The sequence below is a fragment of the Streptomyces sp. HB132 genome (assembly GCF_016909575.1).
GTDB lineage: Bacteria > Actinomycetota > Actinomycetes > Streptomycetales > Streptomycetaceae > Streptomyces.
On record NZ_JAFBGA010000002.1, the window covers coordinates 107,957 to 124,350 of the forward strand.

General features: G+C 69.5%; 14 protein-coding genes. 4 read left to right on the plus strand and 10 right to left on the minus strand.

Annotated features, from left to right (window positions below; genetic code table 11):
* Positions 1-63 precede the first annotated feature (63 nt).
* From JOC24_RS04830 to ssd, 7 genes are all read right to left on the minus strand, one after another.
* A complete protein-coding gene (locus JOC24_RS04830; protein WP_205018855.1) occupies positions 64-414 on the minus strand; it encodes an Rv3654c family TadE-like protein in 351 nt (116 codons plus the stop codon).
* A gap of 5 nt (positions 415-419) precedes the next feature.
* Positions 420-800 (minus strand): TadE family type IV pilus minor pilin, encoded by a 381-nt coding sequence (locus JOC24_RS04835; RefSeq protein WP_205018856.1) that lies wholly within the window; start codon positions 798-800, stop codon positions 420-422.
* Positions 787-1,017, minus strand: coding sequence for a DUF4244 domain-containing protein (locus JOC24_RS04840; protein ID WP_205018857.1), 231 nt, complete (start codon positions 1,015-1,017; stop codon positions 787-789). Before JOC24_RS04840 ends, JOC24_RS04835 begins: the two co-directional genes overlap by 14 nt.
* Before the next feature lie 259 nt (positions 1,018-1,276).
* Positions 1,277-2,089 carry a type II secretion system F family protein gene (locus JOC24_RS04845; protein ID WP_374104474.1) on the minus strand — a complete coding sequence of 271 codons (813 nt, stop codon included), beginning with the start codon at positions 2,087-2,089 and terminating at the stop codon, positions 1,277-1,279.
* Positions 2,086-2,910 carry a type II secretion system F family protein gene (locus JOC24_RS04850; protein WP_205019317.1) on the minus strand — a complete coding sequence of 275 codons (825 nt, stop codon included), beginning with the start codon at positions 2,908-2,910 and terminating at the stop codon, positions 2,086-2,088. Before JOC24_RS04850 ends, JOC24_RS04845 begins: the two co-directional genes overlap by 4 nt.
* 44 nt (positions 2,911-2,954) lie before the next feature.
* The gene (locus JOC24_RS04855; RefSeq protein WP_205018858.1) at positions 2,955-4,103 is read right to left on the minus strand and encodes a TadA family conjugal transfer-associated ATPase; all 1,149 of its coding nucleotides are present in this window, start codon (positions 4,101-4,103) and stop codon (positions 2,955-2,957) included.
* Entirely contained in the window at positions 4,100-5,242 is a 1,143-nt protein-coding gene (ssd, locus tag JOC24_RS04860) for a septum site-determining protein Ssd (protein ID WP_205018859.1), read from the minus strand. The genes JOC24_RS04855 and ssd overlap by 4 nt, the downstream gene beginning before the upstream one ends.
* Positions 5,243-5,740: 498 nt before the next feature.
* Here ssd and JOC24_RS04865 point away from each other — a divergent pair, with 498 nt between their 5' ends.
* Positions 5,741-6,586 (plus strand): HAD family hydrolase, encoded by an 846-nt coding sequence (locus JOC24_RS04865; RefSeq protein ID WP_205018860.1) that lies wholly within the window; start codon positions 5,741-5,743, stop codon positions 6,584-6,586.
* A gap of 483 nt (positions 6,587-7,069) precedes the next feature.
* Here JOC24_RS04865 and JOC24_RS04870 read toward each other — a convergent pair whose 3' ends face one another.
* Positions 7,070-7,894, minus strand: coding sequence for a Fic family protein (locus JOC24_RS04870; protein ID WP_205018861.1), 825 nt, complete (start codon positions 7,892-7,894; stop codon positions 7,070-7,072).
* Positions 7,895-7,996: 102 nt separating this feature from the next.
* Between JOC24_RS04870 and JOC24_RS04875 the strand changes: the two genes are divergently transcribed.
* Entirely contained in the window at positions 7,997-8,992 is a 996-nt protein-coding gene (locus JOC24_RS04875) for an ATP-binding protein (protein WP_205018862.1), read from the plus strand.
* Between the two features lie 32 nt (positions 8,993-9,024).
* Here JOC24_RS04875 and JOC24_RS04880 read toward each other — a convergent pair whose 3' ends face one another.
* Positions 9,025-10,356: a polysaccharide deacetylase family protein gene (locus JOC24_RS04880; RefSeq protein ID WP_205018863.1), complete on the minus strand. Its 1,332-nt coding sequence runs from the start codon at positions 10,354-10,356 to the stop codon at positions 9,025-9,027.
* A 301-nt stretch (positions 10,357-10,657) separates the two neighbouring features.
* Between JOC24_RS04880 and JOC24_RS04885 the strand changes: the two genes are divergently transcribed.
* Together JOC24_RS04885 and acs are read left to right on the plus strand one after the other, a co-directional pair.
* Positions 10,658-13,174 (plus strand): SulP family inorganic anion transporter, encoded by a 2,517-nt coding sequence (locus JOC24_RS04885; protein ID WP_205018864.1) that lies wholly within the window; start codon positions 10,658-10,660, stop codon positions 13,172-13,174.
* Between the two features lie 182 nt (positions 13,175-13,356).
* On the plus strand, positions 13,357-15,309 hold the full coding sequence (gene acs / locus JOC24_RS04890) for an acetate--CoA ligase (RefSeq protein ID WP_205018865.1): 1,953 nt from the start codon (positions 13,357-13,359) through the stop codon (positions 15,307-15,309).
* A 225-nt stretch (positions 15,310-15,534) separates the two neighbouring features.
* Here the strand turns inward: acs and JOC24_RS04895 are convergent, their stop codons facing one another.
* On the minus strand, positions 15,535-16,227 hold the full coding sequence (locus tag JOC24_RS04895; RefSeq protein WP_205018866.1) for an alpha/beta fold hydrolase: 693 nt from the start codon (positions 16,225-16,227) through the stop codon (positions 15,535-15,537).
* Positions 16,228-16,394 lie beyond the last annotated feature (167 nt).

The window sequence follows — 16,394 nt, forward strand, 5'->3', positions numbered from 1 at the left end:
GCGCTGAGGTCTGCAGGCGCACCTGTCCTTCGGCGAATGACGACGCCGCCGACCGCGCAGGGCTCAACGGGTCTCCGGGGGGCCCGCCCTCGACCTGACCTCAGGCGCGTACGGTCCGAAGCGCGCGCGGGCCGTCACGTCGGCGATCTCTCCCCGCACCCCGCAACGCACGATCTCCGCTCCTTGGGCCACGGCGACCTCACCGGCCGCCCCGCACGCCGCCTCCGCACCCCGCAGCGCCTGGTCGGCTGCGGCAAGCGCCGCCAGATCCGCCGCGCCGCCGGCCCTGTGACGGGCGGACACAGCCTGGCCGAGGGCCAGCACCGTGGCGAACACCGCGCAGAGCGTCGTCGTCGTGACAGCCACCCAGACGGTCGCCAGCCCCCGGTCCCCGGTGCCGGGGGCGCCTCTCATGCTTCTCACGGTTCCGTCCCCACGGTGTCCTCGGCCAAGGCGACAGCCTCAGCACTCAGCGTCAGGTTCAGTGGCCCAGGACCTGGAGTCGGCGCCTCCACCCGGACTCGCCACAGCGCCCCGGCCCGTTTTACGGCGACGCGAGCCCCGCCAGGCGCCGCATCCTGCGCCGTGGCCCGCACGACGCCCTCCGGCTCCGACCGGGCCGCGGCCCGCGCTCCGGCCCGCGCCGCGTCCACACAGCGGATCTGGTCCGCTGCGGCCACCAGCGCCCAGACGAGTGCGAGGACGAACGCCACCAGCACAGGGAGTGCCATGGCCGCCTCCGCCGTCACCGCTCCTCTGTCGCCGGACAGACCCCTCCCCGGGACCTCAGAACTTCGCATCGAGGGCGTCCTTGATCAGCGACTGCAGCGCCGACATCACCGCCCCGCTGGTGACCACCTTGTAGAGCACCGCCGCGAAGGCGCAGGCGGCAATGGTTCCCACCGCGTACTCCGAAGTCGTCATTCCTCGGTCGAGACCGCGGCACCGGGCGTGCCTGCCGAACCCGCTCTCCCACGCACGACGCAGAGCCCACAGCGCCCTCAGAGAGCGGTCCATGACTTTCCTTCCCACAACAACCCCCATGTCCAGAAACCACGTCGTTTTCATTCGGAACTTCCATGCGGTACTTCCGGCGAGCCGGAGCTGCAGGACAGCGGGAGTCCGGTCCGGCTCCCGCTCGAACCCAGCCGCACCGCGGCCGGGGGACCCGCCAGGACTCCGGCACAGCTCTTCTCCGGCGCCTCATCCGGGTCACAGCAGTCACCCTCAGTCCCCCGCCGTCGGAGCCGGCCCCCCGAAGGACGGCTGTACGCACTCAGCCGCGGTCCAACAGACCGTTCGCCAGTCCGATCACCACCGGCGCCACGCCCACCGCCAGAAAGGCGGGCAGGAAGCAAAGCCCAACCGGCGCGGTGATCAGCACACCCGCACGCTGAGCACGTGCCACGGCCGCACTCGTCCGCGCAGCGCGCATTTCGTCGGCCAGCCTGGAAACAGGCTCCGCTGCGGGCGCTCCCGTGGATGCGGCACGTTCCAGACAGCGCGCCAATTGCGCAGCGCCTGGTATCTCACCGAACCGGCCCCATGCCTGCGCCGGTTCACCCCCGAGGAGGATCTCGGCCGCCGTACGGGCAAGCCGCTCGCCGACCGGACCGGTCATGGATTCCCCGACTGCCTCCGCAGCGTCCCGCGGTCCGGCACCGGCCGACAGGCAGGATGCCAACAGGTCCGCGACCACGGGCAGCTGCCGGGCGATCACAGCGGCCTCGGCCTCCTGGACAGCGCCTCCACGCCGTCTCACGGAGCGCCGCCACCGCCGCAGTCCGTAGACCACGGCAAGACCGACCCCGCAACCGGCGGGTGCGCCTACGAGGATCCAGCCCGCCGCCGCGGCTGCCAGGAACACCACCCACCGCCGAGCGCGGCTCCAGTCCTGCGCACGAAGGTGCGTCCACCCCGGCCGCGGCCTGCTCGCGCAGGACCTGGTCAGCAGCGCGCCCCTTCGACGTATCGCGCGCTCGTGCCGCCGCACGGTCAGCGTGGAGGCGAAATAGACGGCTGCACCCACTGCCGCCCCCGCTGCCCCGGCCACTCCCAGCGATCCCCCCGCCCCTGGCACCCCGCTCACGGCACCTCCCCCGACCGCACGATCCGCGATGCCCAGAACAGCCCCGCGGTCTCGAGCAGTCCGCCCGCCACCAGACAGGTGAGCCCACCCGGGCTGTGCAGCAGCACCCCCAGCGGATCCGCTCCGAGTGCGGCGCCCATTCCCAAGCCGAGCACCGGCAGCAAAGCAAGGACCGCGACGGTCGACCACGCGCCCGCCAACTGCGCCCGCAGCTCCTCCCGCTGACGCCTCTCACCTCGCAGCGCACCCTCCAGACGCGCCAGACCTGCCGCGAGACCGGCTCCGCCGTTCACTGCCACCCGCCAGCACGCTGCCATCCCCGCGAGTCCGTCGAGACCGGGACCTGCCGATGCCTGCCGCAGTGCGCCCGGCACATCGCCACCGAACCTCGCGGCCGCCAGCACGGCGGATTCGGCTGCTCCGAGCTCGCCGCCCGCGGTCCGCGTGGCGGCGAGCAGCGCCTGACCGGGCTCGCGCCCTGCCCGCAACTCGCCGACCACCGCTCCGCAGAGGGCAGTCACCGCGTCGGCCGCCCGCTCACGCTCGTCCCAGTCCGCCCGCCGCCGCAGCCAGCGCCTCACCAGCGCAACCGCCACAGCGCCGGCGAGAAGCGGGAGCACCGATTCCCCCAACACGGCGAGAAGGGCCGCCACGGGGGCACACAGCCATTCCCGTCGGCCGTCGAACAGCTCGCGGACCATAGCCCACGCCGTAGGCCCCCACTGCTCCTCCCGCGGTCGCGCCATCAGCATCCGAGCTCGCCGCGCCCCGGGGTCCCGCGCCACGGCCAGACCGCCGGCCAGACCCGCACATCCCGTCATCGCCAAGGCCAGCACCTGCGTCAGCGCGTCGGGGCCCGCCGCCGTCACGACAACTCCCCGATCAGCGACCCGAGCCGCTCCCAGCCCCGCTCCGGCTCGAAGCCCTCGGCTCCCCAGCGCAGTGCGGGCACGGTGACGACCAGGCCTGCGGAATCCCGCTCGAGGACATGCACCTCGGCCAGACGCCGCTGCCCACCCCTGTCCCGTACGAGGTGTACGACCACGGACAGCGCCGCCGCCAACTGGCTGTGCAGAGCGGCGCGGTCGAGACCCGCGGCGGTCCCGAGGGCCTCCAGCCGCGCCGGAACATGCTCGGCCGCATTGGCGTGCACCGTGCCGCACCCGCCTTCGTGTCCGGTGTTGAGAGCCGCAAGGAGCTCCGTCACCTCGGCTCCACGGACCTCCCCCACCACCAGCCGGTCAGGACGCATGCGCAGCGCCTGGCGTACCAGGTCCCGTAGCGTCACCCGCCCGGCACCTTCCTGGTTCGCGGGACGCGACTCCAGGCGCACCACGTGCGGGTGATCCGGGCGCAACTCCGCCGAATCCTCCGCCAGCACGATGCGCTCCCGCTGCCCGACCGCCCCCAGCAGGCTCGACAGCAGGGTCGTCTTCCCTGCGCCGGTCCCTCCACTGATCAGATACGAGACCCGGGCCTCGACCAGTGCTCTCAGCAGCCGGTCGCCGCCGGGCGGGACGGTCCCCGCCTTCACGAGCTCCGCCAACGTGAAAGCCCTGGGCCGCACCACCCGCAGAGAGAGGCATGTCGAGCCGACGGACACGGGCGGCAGCACTGCGTGCATACGCGTGCCGTCCGGCAGCCGGGCATCCACCCACGGCCGGGCATCGTCCAGTCGGCGCCCCGCGACTGCGGCAAGCCTCTGAGCCAGCCTCCGGACGGCCGCCGCGTCCTGGAAGGCGACGCGCGTCAGCTCGAGTCCGCCGCCGCGGTCCACCCACACCCGGTCCGGAGCGGACACGAGTACATCGGTCACCGCGGGGTCTGCCAGCAGCTGCTCCAGCACTCCTGTGCCGACCAGTTCACCCCGCAGCTCCTCCGCCGCGCCGAGGACCTCCGCGTCGCCGAGCAGTCGGCCCTGCTCCCTCAGTGCGGCCGCCACCCCGGCCGGCGTGGGCGCCGCACCGGTGCGTGCCAGCCGTTGGCGTACGGCGTCGAGCAACGCATCGCTCATGACGTCGCCCCCCTGCGCGGCAGGGTCGCGGCCCCGGACGAGCGGCTCGCCGGGGCATCTGCCAGATCCCAGAAGGCGGTACAGAAGCGCGCCAGCGAACCGCGGGAATTCCCGCCCGGGGGCACACCGCTGTCCAGAGCCGAAGGCAGACCGGCCTCCGCAGGCAGGTCGCCCACGAGCGGCAGTCCCAGCGCCTGTGCCACCCACTGCTCGTCCAGGCCCGCCGTGTAGGGGCCCCGGGCGACCACGCGCAAATCGTCGAGGACCATGCGGGCAGAAGCCGCCACACGCTGCGCGGCCGCGACCGCTCTGAGCTCCCCGGGTACGACCAGCAGTCCGACGTCCATCTGTGCGAGCGCCTCAGCCACGCTTTCGTCGACCCGCCGCGGCAGATCCACGACCACCACTCCGCCGAGCCGACGTGCCGCGGCGAGCACCGACTGCATGGCTTGCGGCGGCACGATCACCTCGTCGTCGCGACCCCAGCTGAGCACTCGCAGCCCGTGCACCGCAGGCAGGGAATCCTCCAGCGCACCTCCGCCCACCCGCCCTTTCGAACGAGCGAAATCCGGCCACCGCAGGCCCTCGGACTCCTCCCCGCCGAGCAGCACGTCGATCCCGCCGCCCAGGGGGTCTCCGTCGATCAGCATGGCCCGTCGGCCCGACCGTGCCGCCGTCACGGCAAGCGCACAGGCCAGCGTGGAAGCTCCGGAGCCGCCGCGCCCTCCCATCACTCCCACGGTGAGCGCGGATCGGCCCACACCCTCGACCGCATCGGCGATCTGGTCAACGAGCCACCTTTCGGAATCAGGCAGCCTCAGCACGTATTCGGCTCCGATCTCCACCGCTCGGCGCCATACATCAGGGTCGTCCTGCTCCCGCCCGACGAGCATGACGCCCGGCCTACGGGGCAATCCACGGCAGCTGCGCGCCATGTCGTCGCCGACCAGAACCATCGGGGCACGCTCCCAGCCACCCCTTTTTCCCGGTGGGCCGTGATGCACCTCAGGCATCGCCCCGGCGGCCGCGCAGAGCCTGAGCAGGTCGTCCAGCAGGTCCGGGTCCTCGGTCACGATCGACGGCCCGTCCCGCCGCCCCTCGGTGCTCGACGGACCTCCGCCCGCGAAAAATCCAGCCACGATCCACGCCCCTCCGCATGTCCCTTCAGTGCGGTTTCGCGGCGATCTCGAACCCTCCCGAGACGCGCGATTCCGGAACCCACGGACTTCGCGGGTGGAATCAACATGCAGCGACGCGAAAAAACATGTGGATCTTGCTCAAAAACTGTGGACAACCGCAGCGTTGTGAATATCTCTGTAGCTCGTCCAGGGGACTTTCGCAGCACACCCCTTCCACTACACAGGGTGACGATGCATGGTCGAACGAGCCGACGCCAGGACGGGAGCGGAGAAGCCAGCGTGGACAGGAGCGCCCTGATCTCATACTCGAAAAGGCGTCCGGACATGCGACGACCCCCGCCGGGGGGGAGAGCGGGGGTCGTCCCCACGGCCGACTCGGGGGGGGAGGAGCCGGACCGGGTTAGCACGGTCGCGAACGATCCGTGACTTCCATGGTGTACCCGAGCGCCTTCTCAGGCAAACCCGCCGACCGGATTTTACGCCGAATGGCGGGCCCCTATGCTCACCTTTGTGGAAAATAGCTTCTCGCCGCGCACGGCAGCCTTCTTCGACCTGGACAAGACAGTCATTGCGAAGTCGTCGACACTGACCTTCAGCAAGTCCTTCTACCAAGGCGGGCTGATCAACCGCCGCGCCGTACTGCGCACCGCGTACACACAGTTCGTGTTTCTAGCCGGGGGTGCCGATCACGACCAGATGGAGCGGATGCGCGAGTACCTCTCGGCCCTTTCCAAAGGATGGAACGTCCAGCAGGTCAAGGACCTTGTGGCCGAAACACTGCACGACCTGATCGACCCGATCATCTACGACGAGGCCGCAACCCTCATCGAAGAGCATCACACCGCTGGACGCGACGTCGTCATCGTCTCGACCTCCAGCTCCGAGGTCGTCGAACCGATCGGTGAACTACTCGGCGCCGACCGGGTCGTGGCAACCCGGATGGTGGTGGGCGAGGACGGATGCTTCACCGGCGAGGTCGAGTACTACGCCTACGGACCCACCAAAGCCGAGGCGATCAGAGCTCTCGCCGAATCGGAAGGTTACGACCTCTCGCGCTGCTACGCGTACAGCGACTCGGCCACCGACGTGCCGATGCTGGAATCGGTCGGGCACCCCCACGCCGTCAACCCTGACCGGGCGCTGAGGCGTGAGGCCACCCTGCGGGAATGGCCGATTCTCGTCTTCGACCGGCCCGTCCGCCTCAAGCAGCGCCTGCCCGCCTTTTCGATGCCGCCGCGGCCGGCGCTCGTCGCCGCAGCCGCCCTGGGCGCGGCTGCCGTGACGGCCGGGCTGGTCTGGTACGCCAACCGTCGCCGCGCCACCGCGACGGCCACCGCCGGCTGATACCGCCCCGCCTGGCGAGGTGCCGTTCCTCGGCAGGCCACCCACTCGACCTCAACCAACACCCGCCGGACGACACCAAGTCCCAAATGCCTGGCGGGATACTATTTGAACCAAAAAGTAAAGAAGTGAGACCAGGCCTTCCGCTTGCCCTCGCCCAGGAGTACAAAGGATGCAACGGCCCGCGAGACCAAGGACATCCGAGAGGATCACCTTTCACGCACAGACGGCCAGACGGACCGAGCATGAAAGCCGAGTACCCACGCGACGTCGACCCGTCGATTACGGGCCAGCCGCACCAGGTAACGGGCAGAGAACCTGACCTGATGGGCACACATCGAGGACGCTTGGTAACTGGGCGGACATGCCAGCGGCGGTACCGGAACCGGTACCGCCGCACACTTCTGCGGAAATCCGCCAGAGCATCCGAGCAGCTCCCGGCTCCCGGCTCCCGGCTCCCGGCTCCCGGCTCCCGGAAAAGCCTGCCTAGGCGGCGCCGCGCTGCATTGCCTCACACACCGCCGTGGACTCCCTGACACCCAGCTCCACCGAGCGCCCGCAGTGGGCGATCCAGGCCGCCATCCCCTCGGGCCTCCCGGACAGATACCCCTCGAACGCGGCAACGTAGGCCGCGCGCCCCTGTTCCGCGTGACCGACCTCGGCGGGGCAGACCGACTTGGGGTCGAGCCCACTGTTGATCAGCACGATCCGCTCGGCGGTCCGGGCGACCAAGCCGTTGTGCGAACCGAAGGGGCGCAGAGCCAGCAGTTCACCGTGCACCACCGATGAAGTCACCAGCGCGGACGCCGCGCCACCGGCAATGATCAGCCGCGAGAGGCCTTCGAGCCGCCCGGACACCTCGTCCGCGTCGGGGACAGGCGCCTCGATCAACGGTTCCTCGACGGACTCGCCCACCAGCCGAGGCCTGCCGACCGCATCGTCGGGAGTCGCGCCGCCCGCCGCCACGAGATGCAGCCTCGCAAGGACGCGGAGCGGTGACTGCCTCCAGATGGAGAGCAGCTGCCCTGCCTCAGCCGTGAGCCTCAGGGCGGCACCGATGGTGCGAGCCTCGCCCTCACCGCTGAAGTCGGTGCGACGGCGAACCTCTTCCAGGTTCCAGTCGGCACCTGAGAGCGCCGCCGACCCGCGCGCTCCACGCAAGGCCGCCTCCGCGGTGACCTCGTTACTGCGGCGCCGCATGACCCGGTGCCCGTAGACCCGGTCCACGGCCTTGCGCACGGAGTCCACCGCATCGGGGACCCCCGGCAGCTCTCCTAGGGCGGAAAGCGGGTCCGATGAAGTCTTACTCATAAGTACGGAGGCTACGCGCCCCCGGTACGGATACCGCCCGGGAGTGGCCTTCTTCACGAAGAGTGACAGCAGCGAGCGATCGAGCAGCTACCCTAAGTGAATATGAAGATCGCTTTCGTGGGGAAGGGCGGCAGCGGCAAGACCACGCTGTCCTCGCTCTTCATCCGCCACCTTGCTGCAAATGAAGCCCATGTCGTCGCGGTGGACGCCGATATCAACCAGCACCTCGGGGCCGCCCTCGGCCTGGACGAGGACGAGGCCGCCGGACTGCCCGCCATGGGCGCCCAGCTGCCCCTCATCAAGGACTACCTCCGCGGAAGCAACCCCCGCATCGCATCCGCCGCCACGATGATCAAGACCACGCCGCCCGGTGAGGGGTCCCGGCTCCTACGCGTTCGCGAGGACAACCCGGTCTACGACGCCTGCGCGCGCACGGTCCGCCTCGACGACGGAGAGATCCGGCTGATGGCCACCGGGCCGTTCACCGAGTCCGATCTCGGAGTCGCCTGCTACCACTCGAAGGTCGGGGCGGTCGAGCTCTGCCTCAACCACCTGGTCGACGGCTTGGACGAATACGTGGTGGTCGACATGACGGCCGGGTCGGATTCGTTCGCCTCCGGATTGTTCACCCGCTTCGACATGACCTTCCTCGTCGCCGAACCGACCCGGAAGGGCGTCTCCGTCTACCGTCAGTACAAGGAATACGCCCGGGACTTCGGTGTCGCGCTGAAGGTGGTGGGCAACAAGGTGCAGGGCCAGGACGATCTCGACTTCCTGCGCGCCGAGGTCGGCGACGACCTGCTGGTCGGCATCGGCCAGTCCGACTGGGTCCGGACCATGGAGAAGGGCCGGCCTGCCCCGTTCGAGTTGCTGGAGGCGGACAACAGGATGGCACTGCAGGCCCTGCAGAACGTCGCGGAGGACTCGTACGAGCTGCGCGACTGGGAGCGCTACACGCGCCAGATGGTGCACTTCCATCTGAAGAACGCGGAAAGCTGGGGAAACGAGAAGACGGGCGCCGACCTGGCTGCCCAGGTCGACCCCTCCTTCGCCCTGCACGAGCACTGTGCGGAGTCGGGCGCCGCTCAGCCGGCCTGAGAGTCGGACGGCGCGGCACCGATGAACGGTCGCTACTCCGCGCTCCCGTCGGCCCCCTTGCCCGCCGGCTGATCCGCCGGCTTGGCGGGCACGGGGCTGCCTGCGGGCTTGCCCGGGACCTTACCGGCGAGGAACGCGGCCCAGCCCGGTTCGGGTTTCTGGCCCACCTTCAGCGTCCCGAGCTTCGCGAGCGTCGCCGGGTCCTGCGCGTCCAGCCAGTCGGCGAGCTGGCGGAACGAAACGCATTGCACATCCCGCTGTGTGCACACCGTCTTCATGGTCTCCTCGATGGCGCGCATGTAGGTGCCGCCGTTCCAGGACTCGAAGTGGTTGCCGATGATCAGCGGGGCGCGGTTCCCGTTGTAGGCCCGGCCGAACGCCTGAACCAGACCGTCACGCATCTGGTTGCCCCAGTACTCGTGCTTCTCCGGGTCGCCCTTGGTCGTACCGGACTGGTTGAACATGAAGTTGTAGTCCATCGAGAGCGTCTCGAACGCGCGCCCCGGGACGGGGACGAGCTGCAGGGGGAGGTCCCAGATGCCGTTCTTCTTCGCCGGCCAGACCTGGTTTCCTACACCGCTGGAGTCGTAGCGGAATCCCATGGTCCGCGCCGCCTCCACCATGTTCTTCTGCCCCTCGAGGCAGGGTGTGCGGGCACCGATCAGCTCCTTGTCGTAGTCGAAGGGCAGGGGTGCTTCGCCCTTGAGCGCCGGAGCGTTGGTCTTCCAGCCCTTCACGAACGATTTCGCCTGACTGATCTCGCTCTTCCACTCCTCGACCGACCAGGTGCCGACGCCCCCGTCCGGCCCGCAGAAGTGCCCGTTGAAGTGGGTACCGATCTCGTTGCCGTCCAGCCACGCGGCACGCAGCTCCGTCAGGGTGTGCCGAATACCCTTGGTGTCGTTGAACCCGATGTCGGAGCGGCCGGCCGCGTGCTGGGGCGGGTCGTAGAGCTCCTTCTTCTCCTCCGGCAACAGGTACACGCCGCTGAGGAAGTACGTCATTCTGGCGTCGTACTTCTTGGCGACCGCGCGGAAGTGCGAGAAGAGCTTCTGACTGTCCTCACCAGCACCGTCCCACGAGAACACCACGAACTGCGGTGGCTTCTGACCAGGCTTCAGACGCTTGACCGCGGGGAGATTCGGCTGAACACCCGTAAAGGCGGTGGAGCCGTCCCCGATGAGATTCACCGGCCCTTTCGGCGCCGCCGCTGGAGAGTTCCCCTCCGCGCCCGGAGCCGTCTTCTTCCCAACCCCGGCCCCCGGGCCATCAGTCCCCGGCCCGGAACCCGAACAGCCGGCCAGTCCGGCGATCAGCGCCGTGACCACGGCACCCAGGGCAATCCGCTTCGCGGCGGCCATCATCCGTCCACCCTCTTCCTTGCAGAATTCGTGCGTCGAAGTCCCGACACGGCGCGGTCAACCTCACACGTAGCTCTGCCGGAATCAGTACGACAAGCCGAATGAAAAGATGCTTATTCACTTGAAGGGGTGACTGATTAGGCTATTTGCTCGAAAGCATGGACACGCTTCTTTACTCTCCATTACGATTCATTTACGGAGAGTTGAGAAATCCCGCCGCTTTACCCCCACCGCCGCACGCCGTGACCCACGGCCGCCGTCACTCACATACCGCGACCGCGCTGCCCCGGAGGAGACGGGAAACATGTCTGCCTGCGTCCCTACCCGCAACGACCACTCATCCCGAGGCTCGAGCCCTCCCCGCGCCTCGGGAATCAAGCGCCCACACGGTCCGCCACCACCGCCCCGCCGCGGACGTTTCCGCGTCTCGGGTGCGGATCTGTCCGCATCGATCACCGTCTTCCTGATCGCCGTCCCCATGTCGCTCGGTCTCGCCGTCGCCATGGACGCACCCCTCGCTGCCGGGCTGGTGTCCGCAGCGATCGGCGGCATCGTCGCCGGACTGCTGGGCGGTACACCACTCCAGGTCAGCGGCCCATCCGCCGGACTGACCGTAGTCACCGCCGAGTTGATCCAGCTCTACGGTTGGCGCACCACGTGCGCGATCACCGTCGGGGCGGGACTCCTGCAGATTCTGCTGGGCTCGCTGAAAGCGGCCCGCAGCGCCCTTGCGGTCAGCCCCGCCATCGTCCACGGCACTCTCGCGGGCATCGGTGTGGCGATCGCTCTCGCTCAGCTGCACATCGTGCTCGGCGACACTCCGCAGAGCTCCGCCTTGGAAAACGCCCTGTCGCTCCCCTCCCACCTGGCGCGGCTCGAGCCTGCCGCCCTTCTCATCGGAGCCCTGACGATCCTTCTTCTCGTCGTGTGGCCGCGCCTGCCCGGCAGGATCGGGGCGTCACTGCGCAGAATTCCCGCCGCACTTGCCGCAGTGGCCATCGCCACGGCTGTCGCCGCTGCGGCCACCCCCGGCATCGCCAGGGTGGACCTACCGTCATGGCGCTCGCACGCACTGCCTGAGCTGCCTCACGGCCCGGTAGCCGCGCTGGCGACAGCGGTGTTCACCGTCATGCTCGTCGCCAGCCTCGAATCCCTGCTCGCCTCGGTCGCCGTGGACAAGCTCGCCGCCGACCGTTCAGCGGCCGGCCCCAGGCAGGGGTCGGCGCCGACCGCGCCCGTGAAGCGATCCGACCTCGACCGTGAGTTGCGGGCCCAGGGTGTCGCCAATGCGGTGTCCGGACTGGCCGGAGGTCTTCCCGTGTCCGGGGGCGCCGTGCGCAGTTCCGCGAATGTGCGGGCGGGCGCGGAGAGCCGGGCCTCCACGGTGCTGCACGGCGTCTGGGTACTACTGGCGGCCGTACTACTGGTCACGGCCCTGGAGTGGATTCCCCTGGCGGCGCTCGGCGCACTGGTGATGGTGGTCGGCATCCAGATGGTCAACTTCGTCCACATCCGCAAGGTCCACAAACACCGGGAGTTCCTGGTGTACGGCGCGACGATCAGCGGAGTGCTTCTCGCCGGAGTCCTCGAAGGAGTGGCGATCGGCATCGTCGTGGCGGTGGCCGTCGCCCTGCACCGGCTGGCTCGCACGCGCATCACCGTGACGGAGCAGCATGACGGCCGATACCTGGTGGCCGCCCGCGGCCAGCTGACCTTCCTGGCCGTTCCGCGGCTCAGCCGCCTGCTCGGGAGGCTTCCACAAGGGGTCGACGCAGTCGTCGAGTTGGACGGCTTCTTCATGGACCACGCGGCGTACGAGACGATCCAGGACTGGTACGCGGCGCAGACCGCGATGGGAGGCCGGATCGAGTTCACGGGACGCTCCGGTGGGCGGATCGCCGAGCCGGCCTCGGCCGCTCACTCCTGCTGCCGCCCATGGACCCCGTGGCGCAACCATCACTGCCACGACCGCGGGCAGGAAGGGTCACCGGCCACCCCCGCCGCTGCCTCGCATATCGTGTCGAAGGCTGCTGCTGCCCCAGCCGCTCCGGCAAGCTCTCCGAGCCGCCGGCGCGGTGCCCATCGACTCCTCAACGGCCTCAGTTCGTTTCAGCGCACGACGGCCCCGCTGGTCCGGGAGGAGCTGGCCCGGCTGGCCTCCGAGGGGCAGCGACCTTCGCAGCTGTTCTTGACCTGCGCCGACTCCCGCCTGGTCACCAGCATGATCACCGCAAGCGGTCCGGGCGACCTCTTCACCGTGCGGAACGTCGGCAACCTGGTGCCGCCGCCTGACGCGGGGGGTGCAACGGGCAACGACGACTCCGTGGCTGCCGCCATCGAGTACGCGGTGGATGTGCTGGAGGTCGAGTCCATCACGATCTGCGGCCACTCCGGATGCGGGGCGATGCAGGCTCTGCTCGAGGCCGACCCGGAGACGCCCCGGACCCCTCTGTGGCGCTGGCTGCGACACGGACTCCCGAGCCTGGAACGCATGCGTTCCCGCGACCACTCCTGGGCTCGCATCGCCGGCCGACTGCCCACCGATGCCGTGGAACAACTCTGCCTGACCAATGTGGTGCAGCAGTTGGAGCACCTGCGTGCCCATGAATCGGTGTCACGTCGACTGGCCGCAGGCACACTGCAGTTGCACGGCATGTACTTTCACGTCGGCGAGGCACAGGCCTATCTGCTGACCGAGGGCGCCAGTTCCGGCACGGGGCCCGACGAGGTCTTCGCCCGGGTCGCGCCCGGCGCGGTATGGGGTGCGGAGCCAAGCACCGAAGCACTGCCCACGGCCCCCGGCACCACGGTCGGTGCCTGAACCACTCACCTTTGCGGTCCGTGAGACCTTGTGGTCCCGCCCTCGCGTCGCGCAGCGCCGCTCGCGGAGGCGGGACCTGTGTCTCCTCACGAGATACAGGTCTAAACCAATTCCCGGCAGACACTTGTCACCTGGCCCACGGCCTGATGAGCTGTCCCCGGGACACAACGGACACCCTGGGAATGGGAGATGTCGTGAGCAACGAAAGCCTGGCCAATCTGCTCAAGGAGGAGCGGCGGTTCGCACCGCCTGCCGATCTGGCCGCGAACGCCAACGTGACAGTGGAGGCGTACGAGAAGGCCGAGGCGGACAGGCTGGGCTTCTGGGCCGAGCAGGCCCGCCGCCTGACCTGGGCCACGGAGCCGACCGAGACGCTCGACTGGAGCAACCCGCCCTTCGCGAAGTGGTTCGCGGACGGCAAGCTCAACGTCGCGTACAACTGCGTGGACCGTCACGTCGAGGCGGGCAACGGCGACCGGGTCGCGATCCACTTCGAGGGCGAGCCCGGCGACAGCCGAGCCATCACCTACGCGGAGCTGAAGGACGAGGTCTCCCGCGCGGCGAACGCACTCACCGAGCTCGGTGTCGTCAAGGGGGACCGGGTCGCCGTCTACCTGCCGATGATCCCGGAGGCTGCCGTAGCGATGCTGGCCTGCGCCCGCATCGGCGCTGCGCACTCGGTGGTCTTCGGCGGTTTCTCCGCGGACGCCATCGCCGCGCGCATCCGGGATGCCGACGCCAAGGTCGTCATCACCGCCGACGGCGGCTACCGCCGCGGCAAGCCCTCGGCGCTCAAGCCCGCGGTGGACGACGCCGTCTCCCGCATCGACAGCGTCGAGCATGTGCTCGTGGTCCGGCGCACCGGGCAGGACACCGCCTGGACAGAGGGCCGGGACGTGTGGTGGCACGAGATCACCGGCAGGCAGTCGGCCGAGCACACCCCTGAGGCCTTCGACGCGGAGCACCCGCTCTTCATTCTCTACACCTCGGGAACCACGGGTAAGCCCAAGGGCATCCTTCACACCTCCGGTGGCTACCTGACCCAGACGGCGTACACCCACAACGCGGTCTTCGACCTCAAGCCCGAGACGGACGTGTACTGGTGCACCGCCGACATCGGCTGGGTGACCGGACACTCGTACATCGTCTACGGCCCGCTGGCCAACGGCGCGACCCAGGTCATGTACGAGGGCACGCCCGACAGCCCCCATCAGGGACGCTTCTGGGAGATCGTCCAGAAGTACGGGGTCACGATCCTCTACACCGCGCCGACCGCGATCCGCACGTTCATGAAGTGGGGAGAGGACATCCCCGCCGGGTTCGATCTGTCGTCGCTGCGTGTCCTCGGTTCGGTCGGTGAGCCGATCAACCCCGAGGCCTGGATGTGGTATCGCAAGCACATCGGCGCCGACGCCTGTCCGATCGTGGACACCTGGTGGCAGACCGAGACCGGCGCCATGATGATCTCGCCGCTTCCCGGGGTCACGGCGACCAAGCCCGGGTCGGCGCAGCGGGCCCTGCCCGGCATCAACGCCACCGTGGTCGACGACGAGGCGAACGAGGTACCGAACGGCGGGGGCGGCTATCTCGTCCTCACCGAGCCGTGGCCGTCGATGCTCCGGACCATCTGGGGCGACGACCAGCGTTTCATCGACACCTACTGGTCGCGCTTCGAGGGCAAGTACTTCGCGGGCGACGGGGCCAAGAAGGACGAGGACGGCGACGTCTGGCTGCTCGGCCGCGTCGACGACGTCATGCTCGTGTCCGGGCACAACATCTCGACCACCGAGGTCGAGTCGGCTCTCGTGTCTCACCCGTCGGTGGCCGAAGCCGCAGTGGTGGGTGCCAACGACGAGACGACCGGTCAGGCCATCGTCGCCTTCGTGATCCTGCGTGGCACTGCCACCGCTTCCGAGGAGTTGGTCGCCGAGCTGCGCAACCACGTCGGCACCACGCTCGGGCCGATTGCGAAGCCCAAGCGCGTCCTGCCGGTGTCCGAGCTGCCGAAGACCCGGTCCGGCAAGATCATGCGCCGTCTCCTGCGCGATGTCGCCGAGAACCGCGAGCTGGGCGATGTCACCACGCTCACGGATGCGGACAGCGTGCGGCGCATCATGGACGATCTGAACAAGTGATGCGGGCAGGGCCGGGCAGGAGGACTCCGACAACGCGTCGGGGTCACACCCGCCCGGCCCTTCTGTTCGCCCGCCTGCGCCCAGCTACGTACCGGTGTCCCGCTGTGCACGGGCAGGACACGTCCCCCGGCGACGATGCCCGACGCAGGGCCTGGCATTCACTGCCCGGCAGCCCGTCGCCCGGCCGCGCGTAACCGGGCCACTCCGAAGGGTCTCGGCACCGCGTCAGTGGTCCTGAGCCAGGATCCGGGCGAGTTCACGCGGCTGCGAGAACATCGGCCAGTGCCCGGTGTCCATCTGGACCAGCCTCCAGCGCTCGCTCTTCAGCAGTTCCGCGACGGTGTCGTTGGGCTCGGCGCCGTCGAGCAGACACTTGATGTACGTCGCGGGGAGCTCACCGAGAGGCCGCGCCAGGACCGCCGGCTCGGTGAGCGTCCGGCCGGGGTGCGGCGTGCAGCCGGCGACGATGCGGGCGACCTGGTCGTCGGTGAGCCCCTGTCCCTCGAATTCGGGGGCGGTCAGCGGGGCCCAGAACCCTCCGTTCCCGGCGAGCGCCTCCTCGAAGACCGCCTGCCCCTGCCACCAGGCGGAGGACATCGACGCCCCGTGCGTCGGCACCTCGGAGTCGACGAGTACGACCCGCTTCAGCCGGTCACCGATCCGCTCGGCCGCCTGCCCGACAGGGATGCCGGCGTAGCTGTGTCCGACGAGCACGACTTCACGCAGCCCCAGCCGTTCCACCTCGTCCACGACGTCCCGCACGTGATCCTGCTGCCCTGCGGGCTCTCCCTGCCGCTCCGCGAGTCCGGACAGTGTCAGCGCGTGTGCGCCGTGCCCGCCCGCCCGAAGCTCCCGGACGACATCGGCCCAGGCCCACGAACCGAGCCAGGCGCCTGCTGTGAGTACGAAGTCGGTCATGTCGCGACCGTAGCGGAGGGGACCGACAACGAGGATGTGCGGACGTCCCCCGCAACGGGCCTCCGGTTGTCTCGGTCACGGCTCGGCCTGCGTCACGTTCGCCATTCCGGCAGCCCGCGGTTCAGCCGGAGCGGCACTCGGCCGCAGGGCGGATACCGACGAATTGC